An 18252-nucleotide genomic window follows, 5' to 3' on the forward strand; every position below is an offset into this window, starting at 1 on the left:
ATTATTATGAGAATTTGGGTTGACCTAGGCGTGGGCAATACAAACACATTCAGGTGCATTTGTATTTTCACTGATTAAGTTTAACCGCCCACTTTGGGTATCACGACTGAATAAAACTAGGTTATCTGAATCTTGATGACCAACTAATAAATATGCTTCACTTTCGTCGATGATAAAGTCACGTGGGATTTGACCATGGCTATCAATGGTTTGGACTAAGTTAAGGTGACCTTGGTCATCCACAGCAAAGACTGAAAGGATATTATGGAAACGTGTTGAGGTATAAAGGAAGCGACCATCTGAGCTAATTCGAATTGCAGCGCCATCTGCACGGTCAACTTTTTCATTAAAATTAGGATAATCAGCTTCAATTTCTAGATTACCCTCTGAGTCAATCCTAACTTCCAAGGTATGGTTATTTAACTCACCGATAATATAGGCCCTGTTTAGGTCTGGATGGAAGGCAATGTGCCGGGGCCCCATACCGGCAGGGGTGATTAATTCAGATTGTACAGATAAGGACCCATCGGTCTTAACTTGGTAGACATATACTTTGTCACTACCTAAGTCGCAGACATATAGGAGGTCTTCTTTTTGGTTAAAACCAGTAAAATGGATATGAGATTGGTTTTGGTTAGGATGGACACTCGAACCATGATGTTGAATCCGTTGGGCAAGGTGAACATGTTTATTGGAATCAAGTTGATAAATATCAATTGAAGCCTCATGATAGTTTGATACATAAATCGTTTGCGATGTTTGGCGGAAATTAATATGACAACCCGTTGCACCAGAAGCATAGGCTTCAGAAACTTTACGCCAAGAGCTATTCTGCTTCTCAAAAACCACTAAACCGCCTTGATCATCTTTTTTATTAAGGGCAAAGAGTAGGTCTTTAGTGGAATTTAATGCGACAAAAGTTGAACTATTTAGGTTAGCAATTAATTGAGTTTGACTCAAACTTTGGTCAGCTGGATTGAATTGGATTTCGCTAATTCCTTTATTTAAGCGTTTAGTATAACCACCTAAAATATAAGTCTGCATGATAAGTCTTCCTTTCTTCCTTAAGTTCATTGTAACAAGATTGTTATCGAATTAAAAGTTTTAATTTAATGGCTAACTTTAGCAAAAAAATAGTTTTTTATTATCAGGAGTGTTATATTTAAAGGGAGCGCCCCAACGAGTGGGGTTGATAACAATCTAGGAGGATGATTTATGGAAAAAGCACAAATTGGTGTCATTGGTATGGCCGTTATGGGCAAAAATCTAGCTTTAAATATTGAAAGTCGAGGCTACCGGGTAGGGATTTTTAATCGGACTGGGTCTAAGACTGAAGCGGTTGTGAAAGAAAATCCTGATAAGAATCTACTTCCTTCTTATACAATTGAAGATTTTGTTGCATCTTTGGAAAAACCACGCCGCGTCTTAATTATGGTTAAGGCAGGGGCAGGAACCGATGCTGTAATTCAACAATTACTACCACTCTTAGAAAAAGATGATGTTATGGTTGACTGTGGGAATACCTTCTATAAAGATACCATTCGGCGGGCCCAAGAATTAGATGGCTCTGGCATTCATTTTATGGGCATGGGCGTTTCCGGTGGTGAAGAAGGTGCCTTGCATGGACCATCCTTAATGCCAGGGGGACCTAAAGATGCTTATGATATTTTAAAACCTATTTTAGAACAAATTGCAGCTAAGGCACCTTCTGATAATAGTCCTTGTGTGACTTATGTTGGGGAAAATGGGGCCGGTCATTATGTCAAAATGGTTCACAATGGGATTGAATATGGAGACATGCAATTAATTGCTGAATCTTATGATTTGATGCGCCGCTATTTAAACTTATCTATTGAGGAAATTAAAAATTACTTTACTGAATGGAATCAAGGTGAACTAGATTCTTACTTGATTGAAATTACCTCCGAAATTCTAGGTCAAAAAGATCCTGAAACTGACACGCCAATGGTTGATGTGATTTTGGATAAGGCCGGAAATAAAGGTACTGGTAAATGGACTAGCCAGTCAGCCCTAGATCTAGGAGTTCCATTGCCAACTATTACGGAATCAGTATTTTCCCGTTTTATTTCGGCTTTGAAGGATGACCGCTTAGAAGCCAGTCAAGTTTTGACTGGACCTAAACCTGAACCAGTGACGGATGCTGAAGTCTTTGTTGAAGATATTCGTCAAGCTCTATATTTTTCTAAGATTATGTCTTATGCCCAAGGCTTTGTTCAAATGGCACATGCTGCTAAAGAAATGGATTGGAAGTTAGACTACAAGGAAATTTCAGCAATTTGGCGGGGCGGTTGTATTATTCGCGCACAATTCCTAGAAAAAATTATGGCTGCCTACGAAAAGAATGGCACCCTTTCAAATATTCTTTTGGATGATTACTTTAAAGAAATCGTCATTAATTACCAAAGTGCAGCGCGTAAGGTAGTGGCTCGCGCTGTCCAAGCTGGTCTTCCTGTGCCTGGTTTTGCTGCATCGCTAGCTTATTATGATAGTCTACGGACACCAGTTTTACCGGCTAATTTAATCCAAGCCCAACGGGATTACTTCGGTGCCCATACCTACCAACGGATTGATAAGGAAGGGACTTATCATTATTTATGGACTCAGGGTCAAGAAGAGAATTGGTCTGAATAAGATAGGTTAAGGTAGGGGAAAATATAAAAGACCTGGAGTTTAAGTCCGCTTAAACTCCAGGTCAATTATTATATAAAAAATCCTATCCACAGGAGTCCCGAGATAGGCTAAACGAATATTTCACACATGCTCATGAAATACCCTATATATTGAATAAGTATTTGAATGCTCTTAGGTCATATTTGCTTAGTTCGGGTAACTAGTCACGCATGGTATCGTTTGAATGCTAGTCGTTTTAAGAGCTTCAAATAAAATAATACTATTTGATATCCTTCACAATTTGCATAACTATAGGATTTGAAAGGCTATATTTAACATTGGTACCAGCGCGTTCAGCGTCAACAATGTTACCAGCTTTTAATTTAGCTAGTTGTTGTGAAACTGTAGGTTGAGGTAACTCAACCGCATCGACGATTGCTCCCACCGTCATATGGTCAGCGTCACTGAGTAATTTAACAATGGTCAAACGAATCGGATGACCCAGTAACTTAAAAATTTGTACTAACTCATGTTCGTGTTGCATGTTTATTTCTTGCCCCCATTCTTTTATAAAAACTATAACCCGATTATATCATTTTTTAGTAAAATGTGAAGCTATATGCAACTGATTTTTATGTAAAAAATCTAAATATCCTTTTAAATTGTGAATAATTTATGAACATTTTTGATGAAAATTATTAACATTTTATAAAATTGATAATCATCGGCTCTACTTTTTTATTAAGTAGACAAGTCATTATAACGGACAATATTTCGAATAGCAAGCAATATATTTTAAAAGTTGAATTAAATTGATTAAATTGTACTTATATAGAAAAGGAGAGATAGTATGATGAAAATTGCAATCTTTTTCGCACCGGGTTTTGAAGAAATTGAAGCTTTGACCCCGGCAGATGTCTTAAGACGGGCTGGTTTTGAAGTTGATTTGCTTGGCTTGGAACCTGTAGTAGAAGGGGCTCATCAAATTAAAGTTACCATGGACAAAGTTCTGGATCAGGTTATTGATGGGTATGACCTAATTGTATTACCAGGTGGCATGCCAGGAGCAGATAATCTCCGCAAAAATCATTTTGTGATTGAATCTATCAAGAAGCAAGCAAATTCAGGAAAAAAAGTAGCAGCTATTTGTGCAGCCCCTATTGTTTTAGAAGCGGCAGGCTTATTAGAAGACCGGAACTTTACCAATTATCCTGGTTTTGAAGAACAGATTAGTCATGGTACTTATCTTGATGATCGTTTGTTTGTAGTTGATGGCAATATTACTACCTCAAAAGGACCAGGGACTGCTTTAGAATTTTCATATCAATTAGTTGATAGTTTGGGCGGAGATGCACAAACTTTGAAAGAGGATATGCAATATAATTTTCTTCAAGAAATAATTAGAAAAAAATAAGAAAATATTAGCTATTTCCTAAAATCATAAGTAAAAGATCATGTATCAAGATGAGCTTTTCTTTTTTGAAAATAGGCTTATAATAAGAGTTAAAAACGAAGTAGGATAGGTGAATAAGAGGTATGCAAAAGGCAGAATTTATCAAAGAATGGCAGCGAGTGGTAATCAAGATTGGGACAAATTCAATTATGAATGATTATAAGTCCATTGATTTAAGAAAAATGGACCGCTTGGCCTATGTTTGCACTGCTTTGATCCAGTCAGGAATTGAAGTGGTTTTGGTATCCTCAGGTTCTATCGGGGTGGGCGCACGAGTGCTTAATCTTGATTCATACCCTAGTCAAGTATCTGAGCTTCAAGCAGTGGCTGCCGTCGGCCAAGTCCGTCTAATGGAGCACTATAATCGGTTTTTTCAATATTATGGTCAGCACACTGCTCAAGTCTTATTAACCCGTGATATTATTGATAATGATAATTCACATCGGAATGTGGTTGGCACCTTAAATCACCTTTTAAGACGGGGAATTGTTCCAATTATCAATGAAAATTATGTGGTATCCGATGATGAAATCAATCATTTAACTAAATTTGGCGATAATGATACCTTATCTTCAATTGTCGCCCAAATTATTGATGCTGATTTATTACTCTTATTATCAGATGTTTCGGCGCTCTATGATAGTAATCCTAAGACGAATGACCAAGCTAAACCGATTCCCTTTGTCTCTGAAATTAGTCCAACTATCGAAGCTATGGCAGATGGGAAAGGATCAGCGTTTGCTAAGGGCGGGATGGCGACTAAATTAACCGCAGCGAAACGGATGTTGGCGATAAATAAGAGCATGATTATTGCTTCGAGTCAAAATCCGGATGATATTTTTGATATTTTGCAGGGGCAGTCGATTGGAACTTTGTTTAGCCAATCAAATTTAAGAAATTAAGGAGTAATCATCGATGACTTCAGAATATTTAGTAACCCTAGGACAAGAGGCTAAGAAAGCGGAACGTAAGCTAAGAACCTTACCTACTGGACAAAAGAATCGAGCTTTAAACCAGATGGCTGCGGCCCTTCGCCAAGTGCAAGCTGATATACTTAAAGCGAATCAAATCGACTTAGAAGCGGGCGCGACCAAGGGATTAAGTGCAGCCTTTCTTGAACGGTTGACCTTAACACCTGAGCGAATTGAGGCTATGGCTCAAGGACTCGAAAGTATCGCTGCCTTGCCCGACCCTTTACAAAAAAATTGATCAGGCCTGGCAAACTGACGATGGATTATGGATTAGTCGTAAACGGGTCCCTTTGGGGGTTATAGGGATTATTTATGAATCACGGCCTAATGTTACGGTGGATGCCACAGCTTTATGTCTAAAGGCGGGAAATGCGGTAATTTTACGAGGTGGCCGGGATGCCCTCCAGTCAAATATGGCGATTATGAAGGTATTAAGACAAGCTTTAAGCCAAGCAAACTTAGATTCGAATTTTGTTCAAATGATAGATAAACCTGACCACAGTCTTGCCGAAGAATTTATGCAACTAAATGACTATGTTGATTGCTTAATTCCCCGGGGTGGAGATGGTCTGATTCAAAATGTCATAAAACACGCTACCGTTCCGGTGATTGAAACGGGTGTAGGTAATTGCCATTTATATATTCACCAAGCTGCTGATATAGCAAAGGCCCGTCAGATATTAGAAAATGGAAAATTACAACGGGTGTCCGTCTGCAATGCCTTAGAAAGTCTTTTGATTGATGCAGCGATTGTTGAGCAATTGCCAGACTTAGTAGCGGGGCTCATCCAAGCTGGTGTTGAAATCAGAGGCAACCAAAAAGTTTGTCAGTTTGTGCCTCAAGCGACTTCCGCCAGTGAATCAGACTATGCAAGGGAATTTAATGACTATATCCTTTCTGTTAAGGTGGTGGATGATTATCAAGCAGCCATTGACCATATTGATCGCTATTCGACTGGTCACTCCGAAGCCATTGTGACCGAAGATTATCAAGTGGCAGAGAACTTTTTAGCAGATGTAGATGCGGCCGCAGTTTATGTCAATGCCTCCACCCGGTTTACAGATGGTCAAATGTTTGGTTTTGGTGGGGAGATTGGTATTTCTACTCAAAAATTACATGCTCGTGGGCCAATGGGCTTGGATGCCTTAACGTCGTATAAGTATCAAGTCCGGGGCCAAGGTCAAGTTAGATCTTAATGCTTTATTTTCCTGAGTATATGGTTTGGAAATAGCTGGGCGAGATCTGCGTATGGCTAGACTGCTTATTAAGTAACCGACCAATCATAGCTATCAAGTCAGTGAAAAATCATAATCTTATTTTATAAAAACTTCCAGCTCCGTCCTGAGCTGGAAGTTTTTAGTTTTGATGACTAGACTTCCGTGGCTTTCCAGACTTGAATCTTAAGTCTGGATTTTTTCTTGAGTGAGTAGCTCAGTAAAGAAAGATTTAAACATTTTTCCATGCTTTACTGGTGAGTAAATAATTTTGTCTTAACTTTATTGGCCATTATAGAAATACCCGTCTCTTTTTCTTTACCTTCGTTTCAAGTTAAGAATCTTCGGAGAATTTTTCTATACTTTAAGCCTAAGCCAAGAATAAGTCCACGCTATAAAACTAGGAATGTTATAAAAGCATGAGAACTAGTTATTTTCTTGGGTATTGTAAAAGGAGCTGGACCTTGATTTGTCCAACTCCTTTTATTATTCCGAATAGTAGAGATATTTATTTGTTGCAAAGACTAATTATTTTCAGTCCCGTTAGGTTTGACGCTTAAGATTCAAGTTTCTTAGTCATCTAGATGTGGTATAGATTGATATTTATCCGCAAGCCCAGTAGTTCTAAAGATAAACTTAACAATTTCAGTTAAGATAACTAGCGCAAAGGAAGCGACAATACAGATAATCCATTGTTCAAGATTAGGATTATGAACATCAAAGAAACCGTTAATTCCAGGGATAAGGATGACGCCAAAAAGTAGGGCACCTGATCCAAGGAAGGCTAAGTTGAGATATTTATTGTCAAATGGATTAGATGAGAAGAGAGATTTGAAGACAGACTTCACATTATAAGAATGGAAGAGTTGTTGTAAACCTAAGGTAATGAAGGCCATGGTTTCAGCTAAGGTATGTTCTAAGCCAAGATGGATATCCACATACCAGTAAACTAGTAAAGTAATGGCCCCTTCAAAGACCCCTTGGTAAAGAATACTTGGGAAGATACCGAAAGATAGGAAAGAATCTTCTTTGGTTCTTGGAGCATACTTCATGGTATCAGGGTCGGCTTTTTCCATACCCAGTGCAATTGCTGGGAAAACGTCCGTTACCAAGTTGATCCATAAGATATGGATAGGCTCAAGAATGACCCAACCGAAGAGGGTCGCCACAAATAAGGTAATGATTTCACCCAGGTTAGCTGAAAGTAAGAATTGTACCGCTTTTTGAATATTAGAGAAGACTTTACGTCCTTCTTCAACGGCAACAACGATGGTTTGGAAGTTATCATCGGCAAGGACCATATCGGAAGCCCCTTTAGATACTTCGGTACCGGTAATCCCCATACCAACCCCAATATCGGCTTGTTTAAGAGAAGGCGCATCATTCACACCGTCACCCGTCATAGAAACTGTTTTGTCATTGGCTTGCCAAGCTTTAATAATCCGCACCTTATGTTCAGGTGATACTCGGGCATAAACAGAATAATTAGCCACGTTTTTAGCTAATTCTTCATCTGAAATTTCATTCAATTCTGCTCCGGTCATAACATGGCTACTGTTATCAGCAGCTTTTGGATCAAGAATTTCTAACCGTTCAGCAATAGCTTGAGCAGTAATGGCATGGTCACCGGTAATCATCACGGTCCGGATACCTGCATTGCGGGCTTTACGGATAGAATCTTTAGCTTCTTGACGTTCAGGGTCAATCATGGCAACTAGGCCAGTAAAAATCAAATCATTTTCAACCGTTTCAGAATTAACTGTCGCTGGTACTTGGTCAATAATCTTATAAGCACCTGCTAAGACCCGTAGGGCTTGTTTGGCTAAGGATTCATTTTGTTCTTGTATTTTGCTGATATCAGCTTCTTGGATTGGACGAACTTGGCCATTAATTTCAATTTGAGTGGCTCTTTGAATTAATTGGTCTGGCGCTCCTTTAACATAAACAGCGAAGCGACCATCTTCTAACTTGTGGATGGTTGACATGAGCTTACGGTCAGACTCAAATGGAACTTCATCGATCCGAGGATAGTCAGCTAATAGACCTTTATAGTCCATTTGGTGGTCAATGGCATATTTGACCATGGCTGTTTCAGTAGGGTCGCCAATTATTTTGCCATCATTATCAACTTTTGAATCATTTGGTAGGACAAATGAATGAATAAAGTGGGAATTTAAGTCTAAGTCTTGGTTAGCAGCAAAAAGTTGATCATCATGGAAAACATGTTCGACTGTCATTTCATTTAAAGTCAAGGTACCAGTTTTATCAGAACAAATGACTTGAGTAGATCCTAAAGTTTCCACCGCAGGCAAGGTCCGGACTAAGGCATTTCGGTCGGCCATAGTTTGGGTCCCTAGGGATAAGATAATGGTTGAAATAGCAGGGAGACCTTCTGGAATCGCAGCAACGGCCAGCGAAATAGAAACAAGTAACATTTCCATAATTCCCATACCATTTAAGAGGGTACCGATTAAGAAGGTCACGACTGCAACCACGATAATCGCTTTAGTTAAAGTTTTACCTAAAGCTTCTTGGTCACGTTGAAGCGGGGTTAATTGTTTTTGGGTAAAAGACAACATTTTAGCAATATGGCCCACTTCTGTTTCCATTCCGGTGCCGGTAATAATTCCTTTACCACGACCATAGGTTACATTTGTAGAGGAATACCCCATATTGTAACGGTCCCCAATGCCGGCTTCAGGATTTTCTAAAGCATCGGTATTTTTTTCGACGGGGACTGATTCACCGGTGAGCGCGGCTTCTTCAATTTTTAAAGAAGAGGCTTCAACTAAACGGATATCTGCAGGAACGACATCCCCTGCTTCGAGTAAAACGACATCACCAGGAACTAATTGGGTTGATTTAATTTCCTTAACATCACCATCACGAAGAACATGGGCTAGAGGTGAAGACATTTTTTTTAAGGCATCGATGGCTTCTTCGGCCTTGGCTTCTTGGAAAACACCTAGCACAGCATTCAATAGGACCACAATTAAGATAATGATGGTATCAGTGATACCTTCACCTTGGGAAATCCCAACTACGGCTGAAATAGCAGCCGCTGCTAGTAAGACAATAATCATGAAATCTTTAAATTGATCAATGAACTTTTGGAAGGTAGATCTTCTTTCTTCTTCCTGAATCTCGTTAGTACCATAGCTTTCCAAACGTTTTGCGGCTTCTTGGCTTGAAAGACCTTGCGACAGGTCAGTTTCAAAATGGGCTTTTACTTGGTCAATTGACTCAGTATAAGCTAGATAGTTTTTGCTTTCCGACATAGTTTCCTCCTATTTTTTGACCAGGGAATCCCTATAAAAAAAGACCTATGCTGCCATTTACCTGGTAGCATAAGTCTCACTGATTAAGTACAGTACCAGTAGCAAATACTACTTGTCGTTGTTGATACTGACGAGGATAGCTCCTCTAGTTACTCCCTTATGTCTTATTTAAAAATAATTATAAGGAAAGATTGGTTTAAAAGCAAGTTATTTCAATTTATGAATAAACTATGATTTATTCGGTAAAAAAAGTCTCAACTAGTGTTTTCTAGTATAAATCATGTATAATATAAGGCAGATACTATGATAGATAGGAGATTATTATGGTTCAAACACGTGCACAACGTCATCAAAAACGAAATAGTCGTGGTGGTAAAAAGAAAAAACGTTTTAATTTTAGAATGTTTCTAGGCTTCTTGTTAATTTTAGTAGCTGTGGGCCTCTTTGCTATGAATCCAATTAAGGACTGGATGATTGCCCATGGATCTGAACAAAATACGGTGGGGAACTTTACCCGTGAAATGATTGAAGCAAACAATAAAAAAGAGGTTACTTATAATTTTGATGATATTCAAAATATTGATGCCTTATCAGTTATTTCAGACAGAATCAATCCCAATGATCTACCGGTAGTTGGGGGGATTGCTATTCCGGATGTTGGTATGAACCTTCCTATTTATAAGGGGGTTTCTAATGAAGGAATGTACTATGGGGCAGGTACCCTGAGTGCAGACCAACAAATGGGGAAATCAAATTATAGTTTGGCAAGTCACCATTCGATCCATAAGAATCTTTTATTTGCACCTTTATTAAGAGTGCAACAAGGACAGAAAATTTATCTAACCGATTTAGATAAGGTCTATGTTTATGAAATTGATTCAATTCAACAGGTGCCAGCAACGGCGATTGAAGTGCTAGATCCAACTGAAGATCCAACGATTACCTTGATTACGTGTGATTCTGACTTAGTTGATCGGATTGTTGTTAAAGGTTCTTTAGTTAAAACTGTACCAATTGATGAAGCTTCGGATGATATGATTAAGGCCTTTGAATTACCACAAACAACCGCTGCTTAAGCGAATGAATAGTCTTTAAGCCGAGACAAAATTGCCTCGGCTTTTTTATTTAGATATTTTTACTTGTGGTGAAAAAATGAAGGTAAAATTTCTTTTTCAATAATGGATGGAGTTGGACAAGCAGCCCGCTCCCTTAATTATGAAGAAATTATGAAACCGGTTTAGAATGTTGATTTATTTGTGATGAATTACCTAAACGAGCCCCCTTGGAATCGAATTATGGTAAAATTTAGATGTAAGGGAGGAGAAAAATATGACGACATTAAATAAAAAAATCGCATTAACATTAGCGTCTAGTTTGGTTTTAGCTAGTTTTCCTATGACCAGTTTAGCCCAAACTAATTCAAGTCCACAGATATCGAGTCTTTATAACCAAGAAATCGCCCAAACCGAAAACTTAAAATTTGAAATTTTACAAAAAAATGATGCAGGAACTTTTACGAGTTTATGGCAATCTGATCAAGTAGCATCTGATTCTAATACGCTTAAACTATTAGAAGCAGGGGATTATATAATCCGAGTAAGTGATCAGGATAATTTCCAAAGAGAAGCGAATCAACTTGATCAAATTTTACTTGAATACCAAGATTCAAGTAATAATCAGATGGTGTACCAATTTTTCAAGAATAATAGTTTAAAGCAGGCTGAAGATGGTTCTAATGTGTATGAACTTGAATTTAATGTTAAGCAAGCCATTCAAATTGATACCATGAGATTGACTCTTATGGATGCAGACCAGCTTGCGGACAAAGAAGCTGAAGTTGAGGCGGCTGTGGCAGCCAGTCAAGCCCAAATGGCAGACCAAATTTCAGGTGAAGATCTAAGCCAAGATTCAAGTCAGGATTCAGCTGAACCTGCCCAAGACCTAGCTAGTCTGACTGTAACCGTTAGGGATGAAAATTCTAGCCCGGTTGCCAATGTTAGCATACAAGTAGGCGATCAGTCCCAAACCAGTGATGAGAGCGGCCAAGCTATATTTAATGACTTACCAGCGGGCAGTTTGGACTTTAAGGTTACGCAAGTACCTGAAGGCTATCAAGTTGCAGAAGACCAGAATAATCTAACGGTGACCCTCGAAGCCAATACCCAACATACATTAGATCTTAACCTTATCAGTCAAACGGCAGAAACAAATACTGAAATGGTTAAGCTAAGTTTTGTGAATGATCAAGGACAGGCTATTCCAGGGGTTACGATTACTTATGAAGGCCAAACCTATACTAGTGATGAACAGGGTCAACTTGAGCTGCCTAGTATTGGCCCAGGCGCCTATACATATCAGGTGACTTCTGTTCCTGACGGCTATGCTTTGAGTCAAGCTCCACAAACCTTTGATTATGTAGAAAATCAGCCCGTATCAATTCACTTGGAAAAGCTGAACCAAGAATCTAGTCCACAAGTGACCTCGGTCTCTTTCAAAGTGGTTGACCAAAGTGGTCAAGCAGTGCCCGGTGTTACCCTATTAGTCAAAGACCAAACTTACCAAACGGATGATCAAGGACAGATTGTGATTGAAGAATTACCGGTGGGTGAATCCATCAATTATCAAATTTTAGAAGTGCCGCAGGGTTATCTAGGTCAAAGTGAAGGGAGTATAGACCTAAGTTCTGATCAGCCTATTAGTGAAGAACTAGCTATCGAAAAAACTGCCCAGGCTCAATCGCTGGTTATTCCAGTGGTGGACCAAGACCAAGCACCAGTGCCAGGACTTACGATTCAAATGGAAGAGGGTACTTCTTATACTTCGGATGACCAAGGTCAACTTGTTTTAAGAGAATTAGTGGCCGGTGACTATGCCTATACTGTGACGGAAGTACCCCAAGGCTACCAAGTAGAAAAGGCGGACGGCTTAATTACAATTCAAGAAGGTCAAGAGCAAGGCAAACCGATCCAAGTTATAAAGGAAGCCAGTAAATTTAATTTTGTGATTAAAGTGGTGGACCAAGACCAAAATCCAGTACCTGACCTCAGCCTTCAACTGGCAGATGGTCAAGCATATACTTCCGATGACCAAGGACAAATTAAGTTAACGGATTTAAGTCCAGGTGACTATGGATATACTATCAGTGAATTGCCTCAAGGTTACCAAGTGGACAGTCCAGAAGGTAAATTGACCGTCACCGGAGAAGAAAACCAAGCAGGTCAAATCCAGGTGACTAAAGAAGCCACAACATTTGATTATGTTTTGAAAGTGGTAGACCAAGACCAAAATCCAGTGCCCGGTGTAAGTCTCCAACTGGCAGATGGTCAAGCTTTTACTTCCGATGACCAAGGACAAATTAAATTAACGGGTTTAAGCCCAGATGACTATGAATATACTATCAGTGAATTGCCTCAAGGTTATCAAGTGGACAATCCAGAAGGAAAATTGACCATTACTGAAGAAGAAAACCAAACCGGTCAAATCCAAGTCACTAAAGAGACGCCTAAGTATAAATTGACAGTTAAAGTGGTAGACCAAGACCAAAAACCTGTCGTGGGCGCTAAAGTCCAAGTAGGAGACCAAGAAGAAACAAGTGATCAAGATGGTTTGGTTACTTTTGAGAATTTACCAGCCCAAGATTATAGCTACCAAGTTACTCAGTTGCCAGAAGGCTATCAAGGTCAAGCAAACGACACGATCACCCTTACTGACCATGATGGTCAAGGTCAATTACAAGTTCAAAGAGACTTAGCCAAGGCTCAAGCTGTGATTAAAGTCTTTGACCAAGATGGCCAAGCCGTTAAGGGTGTGACGATTGGCTTAGGTGAGCAAGAGGCTGTGACTGATGATAAGGGGCAAGTGACTTTTAAAGACCTTGAACCTAATAAATATTCATTAGTAATTAAAGCAGTACCAGAGGATTATGAAGGTCAAGGTCAAGAGCAAGAAATTGACCTAACCGAAGGGATGGCTTTTGATTATGCCTATCAAGTCAGCAAAAAAATCCAAACAGGTCAAGTAACGATTCAAGTAGTGGATAATCAGAATAACCCCGTTCCGGGTGCCACCATTAAAACTGGAGACCAAGAATTAAAAACAGATCAAAATGGTCAAGTTACATTAGACCAAGTGGCTTTAGGTGAATTAACTTATACGATTAGTCAAGTGCCAGATGGCTACCAAGTTAACCAAGCAGAACAAAATATAGTAGTTGACCACCAAGTTCAAGTCACCACCGCCATGGTGACCCGTCAGGAAGCAGCTTCTGAAAAAGAAGTCATTGTAACGGAAGACCAGTCAGTCGAAAAAGTTCAAGAAGAAGCGAAAGCAGCAACTACCGCATTCAGTGACCCAAGTACTGGAGTCCAGGTGTGGATTAATCCAGCTGATGCTGGTCAAGTGGCTAATTTTAAGGTAGCGGCAGTAAGTAATCCGCTTGATCCCGAACCAAGCTCTTTAAAAGGCAGCGATTATCAAGCGTATCAAATCCAATTGCTAGATAGTAATGGTCAAGCAGCAAACCTAAGTCACATTGCAAAAATCCAATTACCAATCAAGACGAGTCAGGGTGCTCGTCTAGTCCGAGTAAGACAAGATCAATTGGCGAACCTTACTTTTGGACTAAGTGAACAAAACATGACCTTTAATACCCAAGAAATGGGGACTTTCGCGGTCATCTATGGTCGTAAAGCAGATGATGCCAGCCAAGTAAGTAGTCTAGAATCTAGTCAAGCCAGCCAATCAGTGACAGTGACCAAGACAAGCAGTGTTGAGAAGAAAAATAATTTGCCGGGTACGGGTGAAAATTCTTCACTGCTTGCCTATATTGTTCCTATAGTGGTAGCGATTGTTGGTTTAGTGATTATCATCAGAAAACCAAAAAACGATGATTAAGCGTAGGTGTAAAAACTAAAAAGAGGAACTATACCAACTCTAGAAGTTGAGTATAGTTCCTTTTTTTGAAAATAGGCTTTGAAAAATTTGTGCATTGAAATGCTGAAATGTACAAGCTACTGAGATTCTGTGCATTGAAAATCCAGAGTGCACAAATTTGTTCTTTGACAAGCGGTACAGATTACAGATAAATCAAAAGAAAACCTGGATGATAAACATGTAAACAAAGGTACCAGTCGCAATGGAAAGTAGTGTATTCCGTTTCCATTTATGGACGAAGAAAAGAGCGATAACTGCACAAATTTGGGGGATACCATGAGGAGAAGTAAGAAAAACGGTATCTTTCAAAGCATAAACCATCAATAAGGAAATAGCTGCCATGGGTAAGACAGTTCCTAAATATTGAATAAATAATGGCGGCTTGCGGTTAGCAGGAAAGATAATGAAAGGTAAAAACCGAATTAAAGCGGTGACTAAGGTGATTAGGGTAATCGTTATATAAACTTGGCTATTGGTCATCATTGATGCGGTCTCCTTTACGATAGAATTCTGCCACGAAGATAGCTACAATGAGGACCATGGCTGGGATCATGAAATTTGTTGGTCCCAAAATAAGCCAACAGAGAATTGAAGCACCCAAACCAACAAGGGCCGGTTGATGGTTGTCGTTGGATAACCACTGTTCGACAAAGAGGGTAACAAATAAGGCGGTTAAGACAAACTCAATGCCTTCAGTATTTACGGTAATAATTTGACCCAGGGTCACTCCAAGAATTGATCCTATAAACCAGTAGAAATAATTTAGAAAAGCAATCCCGGCATAAACATGGTTAGGATCTAAATCTGGGGGAACCGGCGTGGTGACCGCAATGGAAAAGGCTTCGTCAGTGAGCCCAAAAATAGCTATCTCCTTAAAAGGATGTTTCATTTTATTATAGGGTTTCAAAAGGGTAACTCCATAAAAGAGCATTCGAGCCGATACCATAATCGTTAACATGATGGCGCCGATGGGATCGAAAGGGGCATTTAAGAGACCGACCGTCGCAAATTGCATCGTGCCTGAATAAATAACTAGGCTCATCAAACATATTATCCAGGGAGAAATCCCAGCACTATAGGCAAAAATTCCATAGGAAAGTCCTAGGAAAATATAACCCGCTAAAATTGGAACGGTTAAGGGAAAAATATAGGTCAATAATTTTTTCATAAGACACCCACTTTCTACAACTAGCTTAAATTTTATATCTAATTAAAAAGTAGGTCAATAAAATTAGGCAGAAATCTTTTATTTTGAGTTAAGTTGGGTATAATGTAGATAAATTTGTATAAGTAAAGGAGAAAACACATGAATTCATACACTAGCACTAGAACACGGGAACTCGTGACGGTAGCTATTTTTATTGCCATCATTATTTTACAATCTTGGGTACCCGCCCTAGGATATATTATGTTGCCTACTATTTCTTTGACTATTATCCATATTACTGTGATTATTGCTTCAATCTTAGTCTCTACTCGTGCGGGAATTTTGATAGGTTTCGTTTGGGGTGTTAATTCACTTTTACGTGCAATTTTTACAGCGAGTCCAGTGGAACGTTTAATTTTCCAATCACCTTTTGTCTCTATTTTACCGCGGATGATTATGCCTTTTATTATTGGTCTTCTGGCAGCGTACTTATATAAGAAAAATATGCAGACTCCGACCATTGGTTTAATAACTGGTCTGTTAGGTTCACTTCTAAATACAATTTTAGTCCTAGGCGCCATCGGCCTTTTTAAAGGGGCGGACTTTGCAGCTGGAAATAATATAAATATGGATCAACTCTGGCCATTCTTAGGTGCCGCTGTAATGGCCAATGGTATTCCAGAAGCAATTCTATCAGCCATTCTTACCCCAATTTTATTGATTGCCTTGGAACGATTTGGCAATCGTAAACGTATAAGCTAAAATAAACAAGAAGCTTAAATAATAGGAGGAATAATCTTATGATTCCCAAATTAATCGTCACGGATTTAGATGAAACCTTACTGACTAGTCAAAAGATTTTTGAACGCGATCGGTTTATGGCTTGTGTTCAAGCTTTAGAAGCCCAAGGGGCACTTTTTGTAGTAGCGACGGGTAATTCCTATCATAAGGTGGAAGACTTCTTTACCCCTGATCAACGCCAAAGCCTTTACTTTGCTTGTGATAATGGTAATTTTATGGTCAAGGCGGAAGAGAATATTTTCGCCAATGGGGTAGCTCATCATGAATTTCTAGATATCATTGCCTTAATTGAAAGTCATCCGGGTTTTTATCCCATGGTTTCCGTAGGAAGTCATTCCTATTACGATGAAAAGAATAAAGAGGCCTATGCGGCCTTTAAAAAATATAATCGTATTTTAAATCATTTAAATGATTACAATGAAATTCCAGAAACTGAAACGATTACTAAAATTGCGGTTTATACTGAAGCACCTCTGGCTGAGATTAAAGAAGTCGTTGCTGCGATTAATGACCAGTTTGAGGGTGTAGTTGCCATGTCATCGGGTGATAATTGGATGGATGCCATTTATAAAGATGGGGGGAAAGGAAAAGCTTTATTGTATTTACAAGATAAATATAATATTAGTCCTAACCAGACACTAGCTTTTGGAGATTCACTCAACGATGCTTCCATGATGGAAGTGTCTAAATACAGTGTGGCCATGGCTAATGCGGATCCTGACCTACTTGCCCTATGTAGTTATCAAATTGGGTCTAACCAAGATCAAGCGGTGGTAACTTTCTTAGAAGAGTTAGTGGAAAAAGGGGATATTTCCTTTATCGAAAACTATCGTAAAGAAAGAGAGCAAGACTAGGATGGCTAAGAGTAAGCGCAAGAAAACCCAAGCAAGTCAGGAAGAAGAATTAGAATTAGTAGATATCTTTTATATTCCTAAACCCATGGCAGAGATGTATAAAGTTTTACGGCAATCTGTTCGCCAAGAAATAACAGAATGGGTTCAAGATCAGAATTTGCAAGTGACTTATTGGCAGGATTCTGAGATGGGGGAGACCATCGAAGGTTACGACAGTCAAGATAAGTTAGTTTTTTCCTATGCTCTAGATCCAAGTCATATTTCTGAGGCACAAAAGGCACGTGATAAAGATCAACTGGCTACACACTTAGAGACTTTTTTACCTGATCAAGACTAGTTTAAAGCGTATGATTAGGTTAGCAATGGTAATTGTGGTATAATTAACTTAAGATAACTAAAGGAGGAATTACCATGACAGAAGAAAAGAATCAATTCGAAGGTAAATTAAAAGAAGGCCTTGGCAAATTGACTGGCGATAAAGGTAAAGAAATTGAAGGTCAAGTGCAAAATGCTGTGGGTAAAGTTCAAGAAGGTCTCGAAGACGTGAAGAAATCTGTCGATGGTGCCGTTAAAGGTGTCAAAGACAGTTTTGACAAAAAGGAAAAAAACGCTGAATAAGCATTTTTAATAAAAAAGTTTAACCTTGTTGGCAGTGTGTGCTGCTTATAGTGACCCCAAAAAGTTGGACCAGAGAGATGAGTACATATTTTATGTACTTGTCTCTCTTATTTTTTGTTTTCTAAGCAGCTTGAAGTGAATGGCGATAAGCAATTGGGCTCATCCAGTTTAATTTTTCTTTGATTCGTTCTGCATTATAGTACTGTATATATTTAATAATCGCAGTTTCTAATTCTCTGTAACTATGATAAATCTTATCGTAATACATTTCTTGCTTCATCACACTGAAGAAGTTTTCCATGGGTGCATTATCGTAACAGTTTCCTTTCCGTGACATACTTTGAAAGATTTGA

General features: G+C 39.0%; 15 protein-coding genes and 1 pseudogene. 10 read left to right on the forward strand and 6 right to left on the reverse strand.

The features are described from left to right. Positions 1–24 precede the first annotated feature (24 nt). On the reverse strand, positions 25–1044 hold the full coding sequence (locus G396_RS0106365; protein WP_028125435.1) for a lactonase family protein: 1020 nt from the start codon (positions 1042–1044) through the stop codon (positions 25–27). A gap of 171 nt (positions 1045–1215) precedes the next feature. Here G396_RS0106365 and gndA point away from each other — a divergent pair, with 171 nt between their 5' ends. Next, a complete protein-coding gene (gene gndA / locus G396_RS0106370) occupies positions 1216–2652 on the forward strand; it encodes an NADP-dependent phosphogluconate dehydrogenase (RefSeq protein ID WP_028125436.1) in 1437 nt (478 codons plus the stop codon). 259 nt (positions 2653–2911) lie between these two features. On the opposite strand, the gene G396_RS0106375 is transcribed toward gndA, so the two are convergent. After that, positions 2912–3175, reverse strand: coding sequence for an ArsR/SmtB family transcription factor (locus tag G396_RS0106375; protein ID WP_034907717.1), 264 nt, complete (start codon positions 3173–3175; stop codon positions 2912–2914). A gap of 306 nt (positions 3176–3481) precedes the next feature. On the opposite strand from G396_RS0106375, the gene G396_RS0106380 reads away from it, so the two are divergent. The 3 genes and pseudogenes from G396_RS0106380 to G396_RS10355 all read left to right on the forward strand — a co-directional run bounded on the left by G396_RS0106380 (position 3482) and on the right by G396_RS10355 (position 6251). Continuing rightward, on the forward strand, positions 3482–4045 hold the full coding sequence (locus tag G396_RS0106380) for a DJ-1 family glyoxalase III (RefSeq protein ID WP_028125438.1): 564 nt from the start codon (positions 3482–3484) through the stop codon (positions 4043–4045). Positions 4046–4167: 122 nt separating this feature from the next. Next, positions 4168–4986 (forward strand): glutamate 5-kinase, encoded by an 819-nt coding sequence (proB, locus tag G396_RS0106385; protein ID WP_028125439.1) that lies wholly within the window; start codon positions 4168–4170, stop codon positions 4984–4986. A gap of 13 nt (positions 4987–4999) precedes the next feature. Next, positions 5000–6251 (forward strand): annotated as a pseudogene (locus tag G396_RS10355) (glutamate-5-semialdehyde dehydrogenase). Between the two features lie 590 nt (positions 6252–6841). Here the strand turns inward: G396_RS10355 and G396_RS0106395 are convergent. Beyond that, positions 6842–9547, reverse strand: coding sequence for a cation-translocating P-type ATPase (locus tag G396_RS0106395; protein WP_028125440.1), 2706 nt, complete (start codon positions 9545–9547; stop codon positions 6842–6844). Between the two features lie 323 nt (positions 9548–9870). On the opposite strand from G396_RS0106395, the gene G396_RS0106400 reads away from it, so the two are divergent. After that, positions 9871–10623 (forward strand): class A sortase, encoded by a 753-nt coding sequence (locus G396_RS0106400; RefSeq protein ID WP_028125441.1) that lies wholly within the window; start codon positions 9871–9873, stop codon positions 10621–10623. A 253-nt stretch (positions 10624–10876) separates the two neighbouring features. Beyond that, positions 10877–14440 carry a SpaA isopeptide-forming pilin-related protein gene (locus tag G396_RS0106405; protein ID WP_028125442.1) on the forward strand — a complete coding sequence of 1188 codons (3564 nt, stop codon included), beginning with the start codon at positions 10877–10879 and terminating at the stop codon, positions 14438–14440. A 192-nt stretch (positions 14441–14632) separates the two neighbouring features. On the opposite strand, the gene G396_RS0106410 is transcribed toward G396_RS0106405, so the two are convergent. Together G396_RS0106410 and G396_RS0106415 are read right to left on the reverse strand one after the other, a co-directional pair. Further along, positions 14633–14962, reverse strand: coding sequence for a branched-chain amino acid transporter permease (locus G396_RS0106410; protein ID WP_034907719.1), 330 nt, complete (start codon positions 14960–14962; stop codon positions 14633–14635). Next, positions 14949–15647: an AzlC family ABC transporter permease gene (locus G396_RS0106415; protein ID WP_028125444.1), complete on the reverse strand. Its 699-nt coding sequence runs from the start codon at positions 15645–15647 to the stop codon at positions 14949–14951. Before G396_RS0106415 ends, G396_RS0106410 begins: the two co-directional genes overlap by 14 nt. A 138-nt stretch (positions 15648–15785) precedes the next feature. On the opposite strand from G396_RS0106415, the gene G396_RS0106420 reads away from it, so the two are divergent. The 4 genes from G396_RS0106420 to G396_RS0106435 all read left to right on the forward strand — a co-directional run bounded on the left by G396_RS0106420 (position 15786) and on the right by G396_RS0106435 (position 17899). Beyond that, the gene (locus G396_RS0106420) at positions 15786–16388 is read left to right on the forward strand and encodes an ECF transporter S component (protein ID WP_028125445.1); all 603 of its coding nucleotides are present in this window, start codon (positions 15786–15788) and stop codon (positions 16386–16388) included. Between the two features lie 38 nt (positions 16389–16426). Continuing rightward, positions 16427–17281: a Cof-type HAD-IIB family hydrolase gene (locus G396_RS0106425; protein ID WP_028125446.1), complete on the forward strand. Its 855-nt coding sequence runs from the start codon at positions 16427–16429 to the stop codon at positions 17279–17281. Between the two features lies 1 nt (position 17282). Next, on the forward strand, positions 17283–17618 hold the full coding sequence (locus G396_RS0106430) for a hypothetical protein (protein WP_028125447.1): 336 nt from the start codon (positions 17283–17285) through the stop codon (positions 17616–17618). A 74-nt stretch (positions 17619–17692) separates the two neighbouring features. Continuing rightward, positions 17693–17899, forward strand: a complete 207-nt coding sequence (locus G396_RS0106435; RefSeq protein WP_211224452.1) for a CsbD family protein — start codon at positions 17693–17695, stop codon at positions 17897–17899. Positions 17900–18020: 121 nt separating this feature from the next. On the opposite strand, the gene G396_RS0106440 is transcribed toward G396_RS0106435, so the two are convergent. Then, positions 18021–18252 (reverse strand): IS3 family transposase (locus tag G396_RS0106440; RefSeq protein ID WP_028125389.1); only part of this gene is annotated, 232 nt, incomplete at its 5' end.

Origin of the sequence: Eremococcus coleocola DSM 15696 (genome assembly GCF_000428865.1) — a bacterium.
GTDB lineage: Bacteria > Bacillota > Bacilli > Lactobacillales > Aerococcaceae > Eremococcus > Eremococcus coleocola.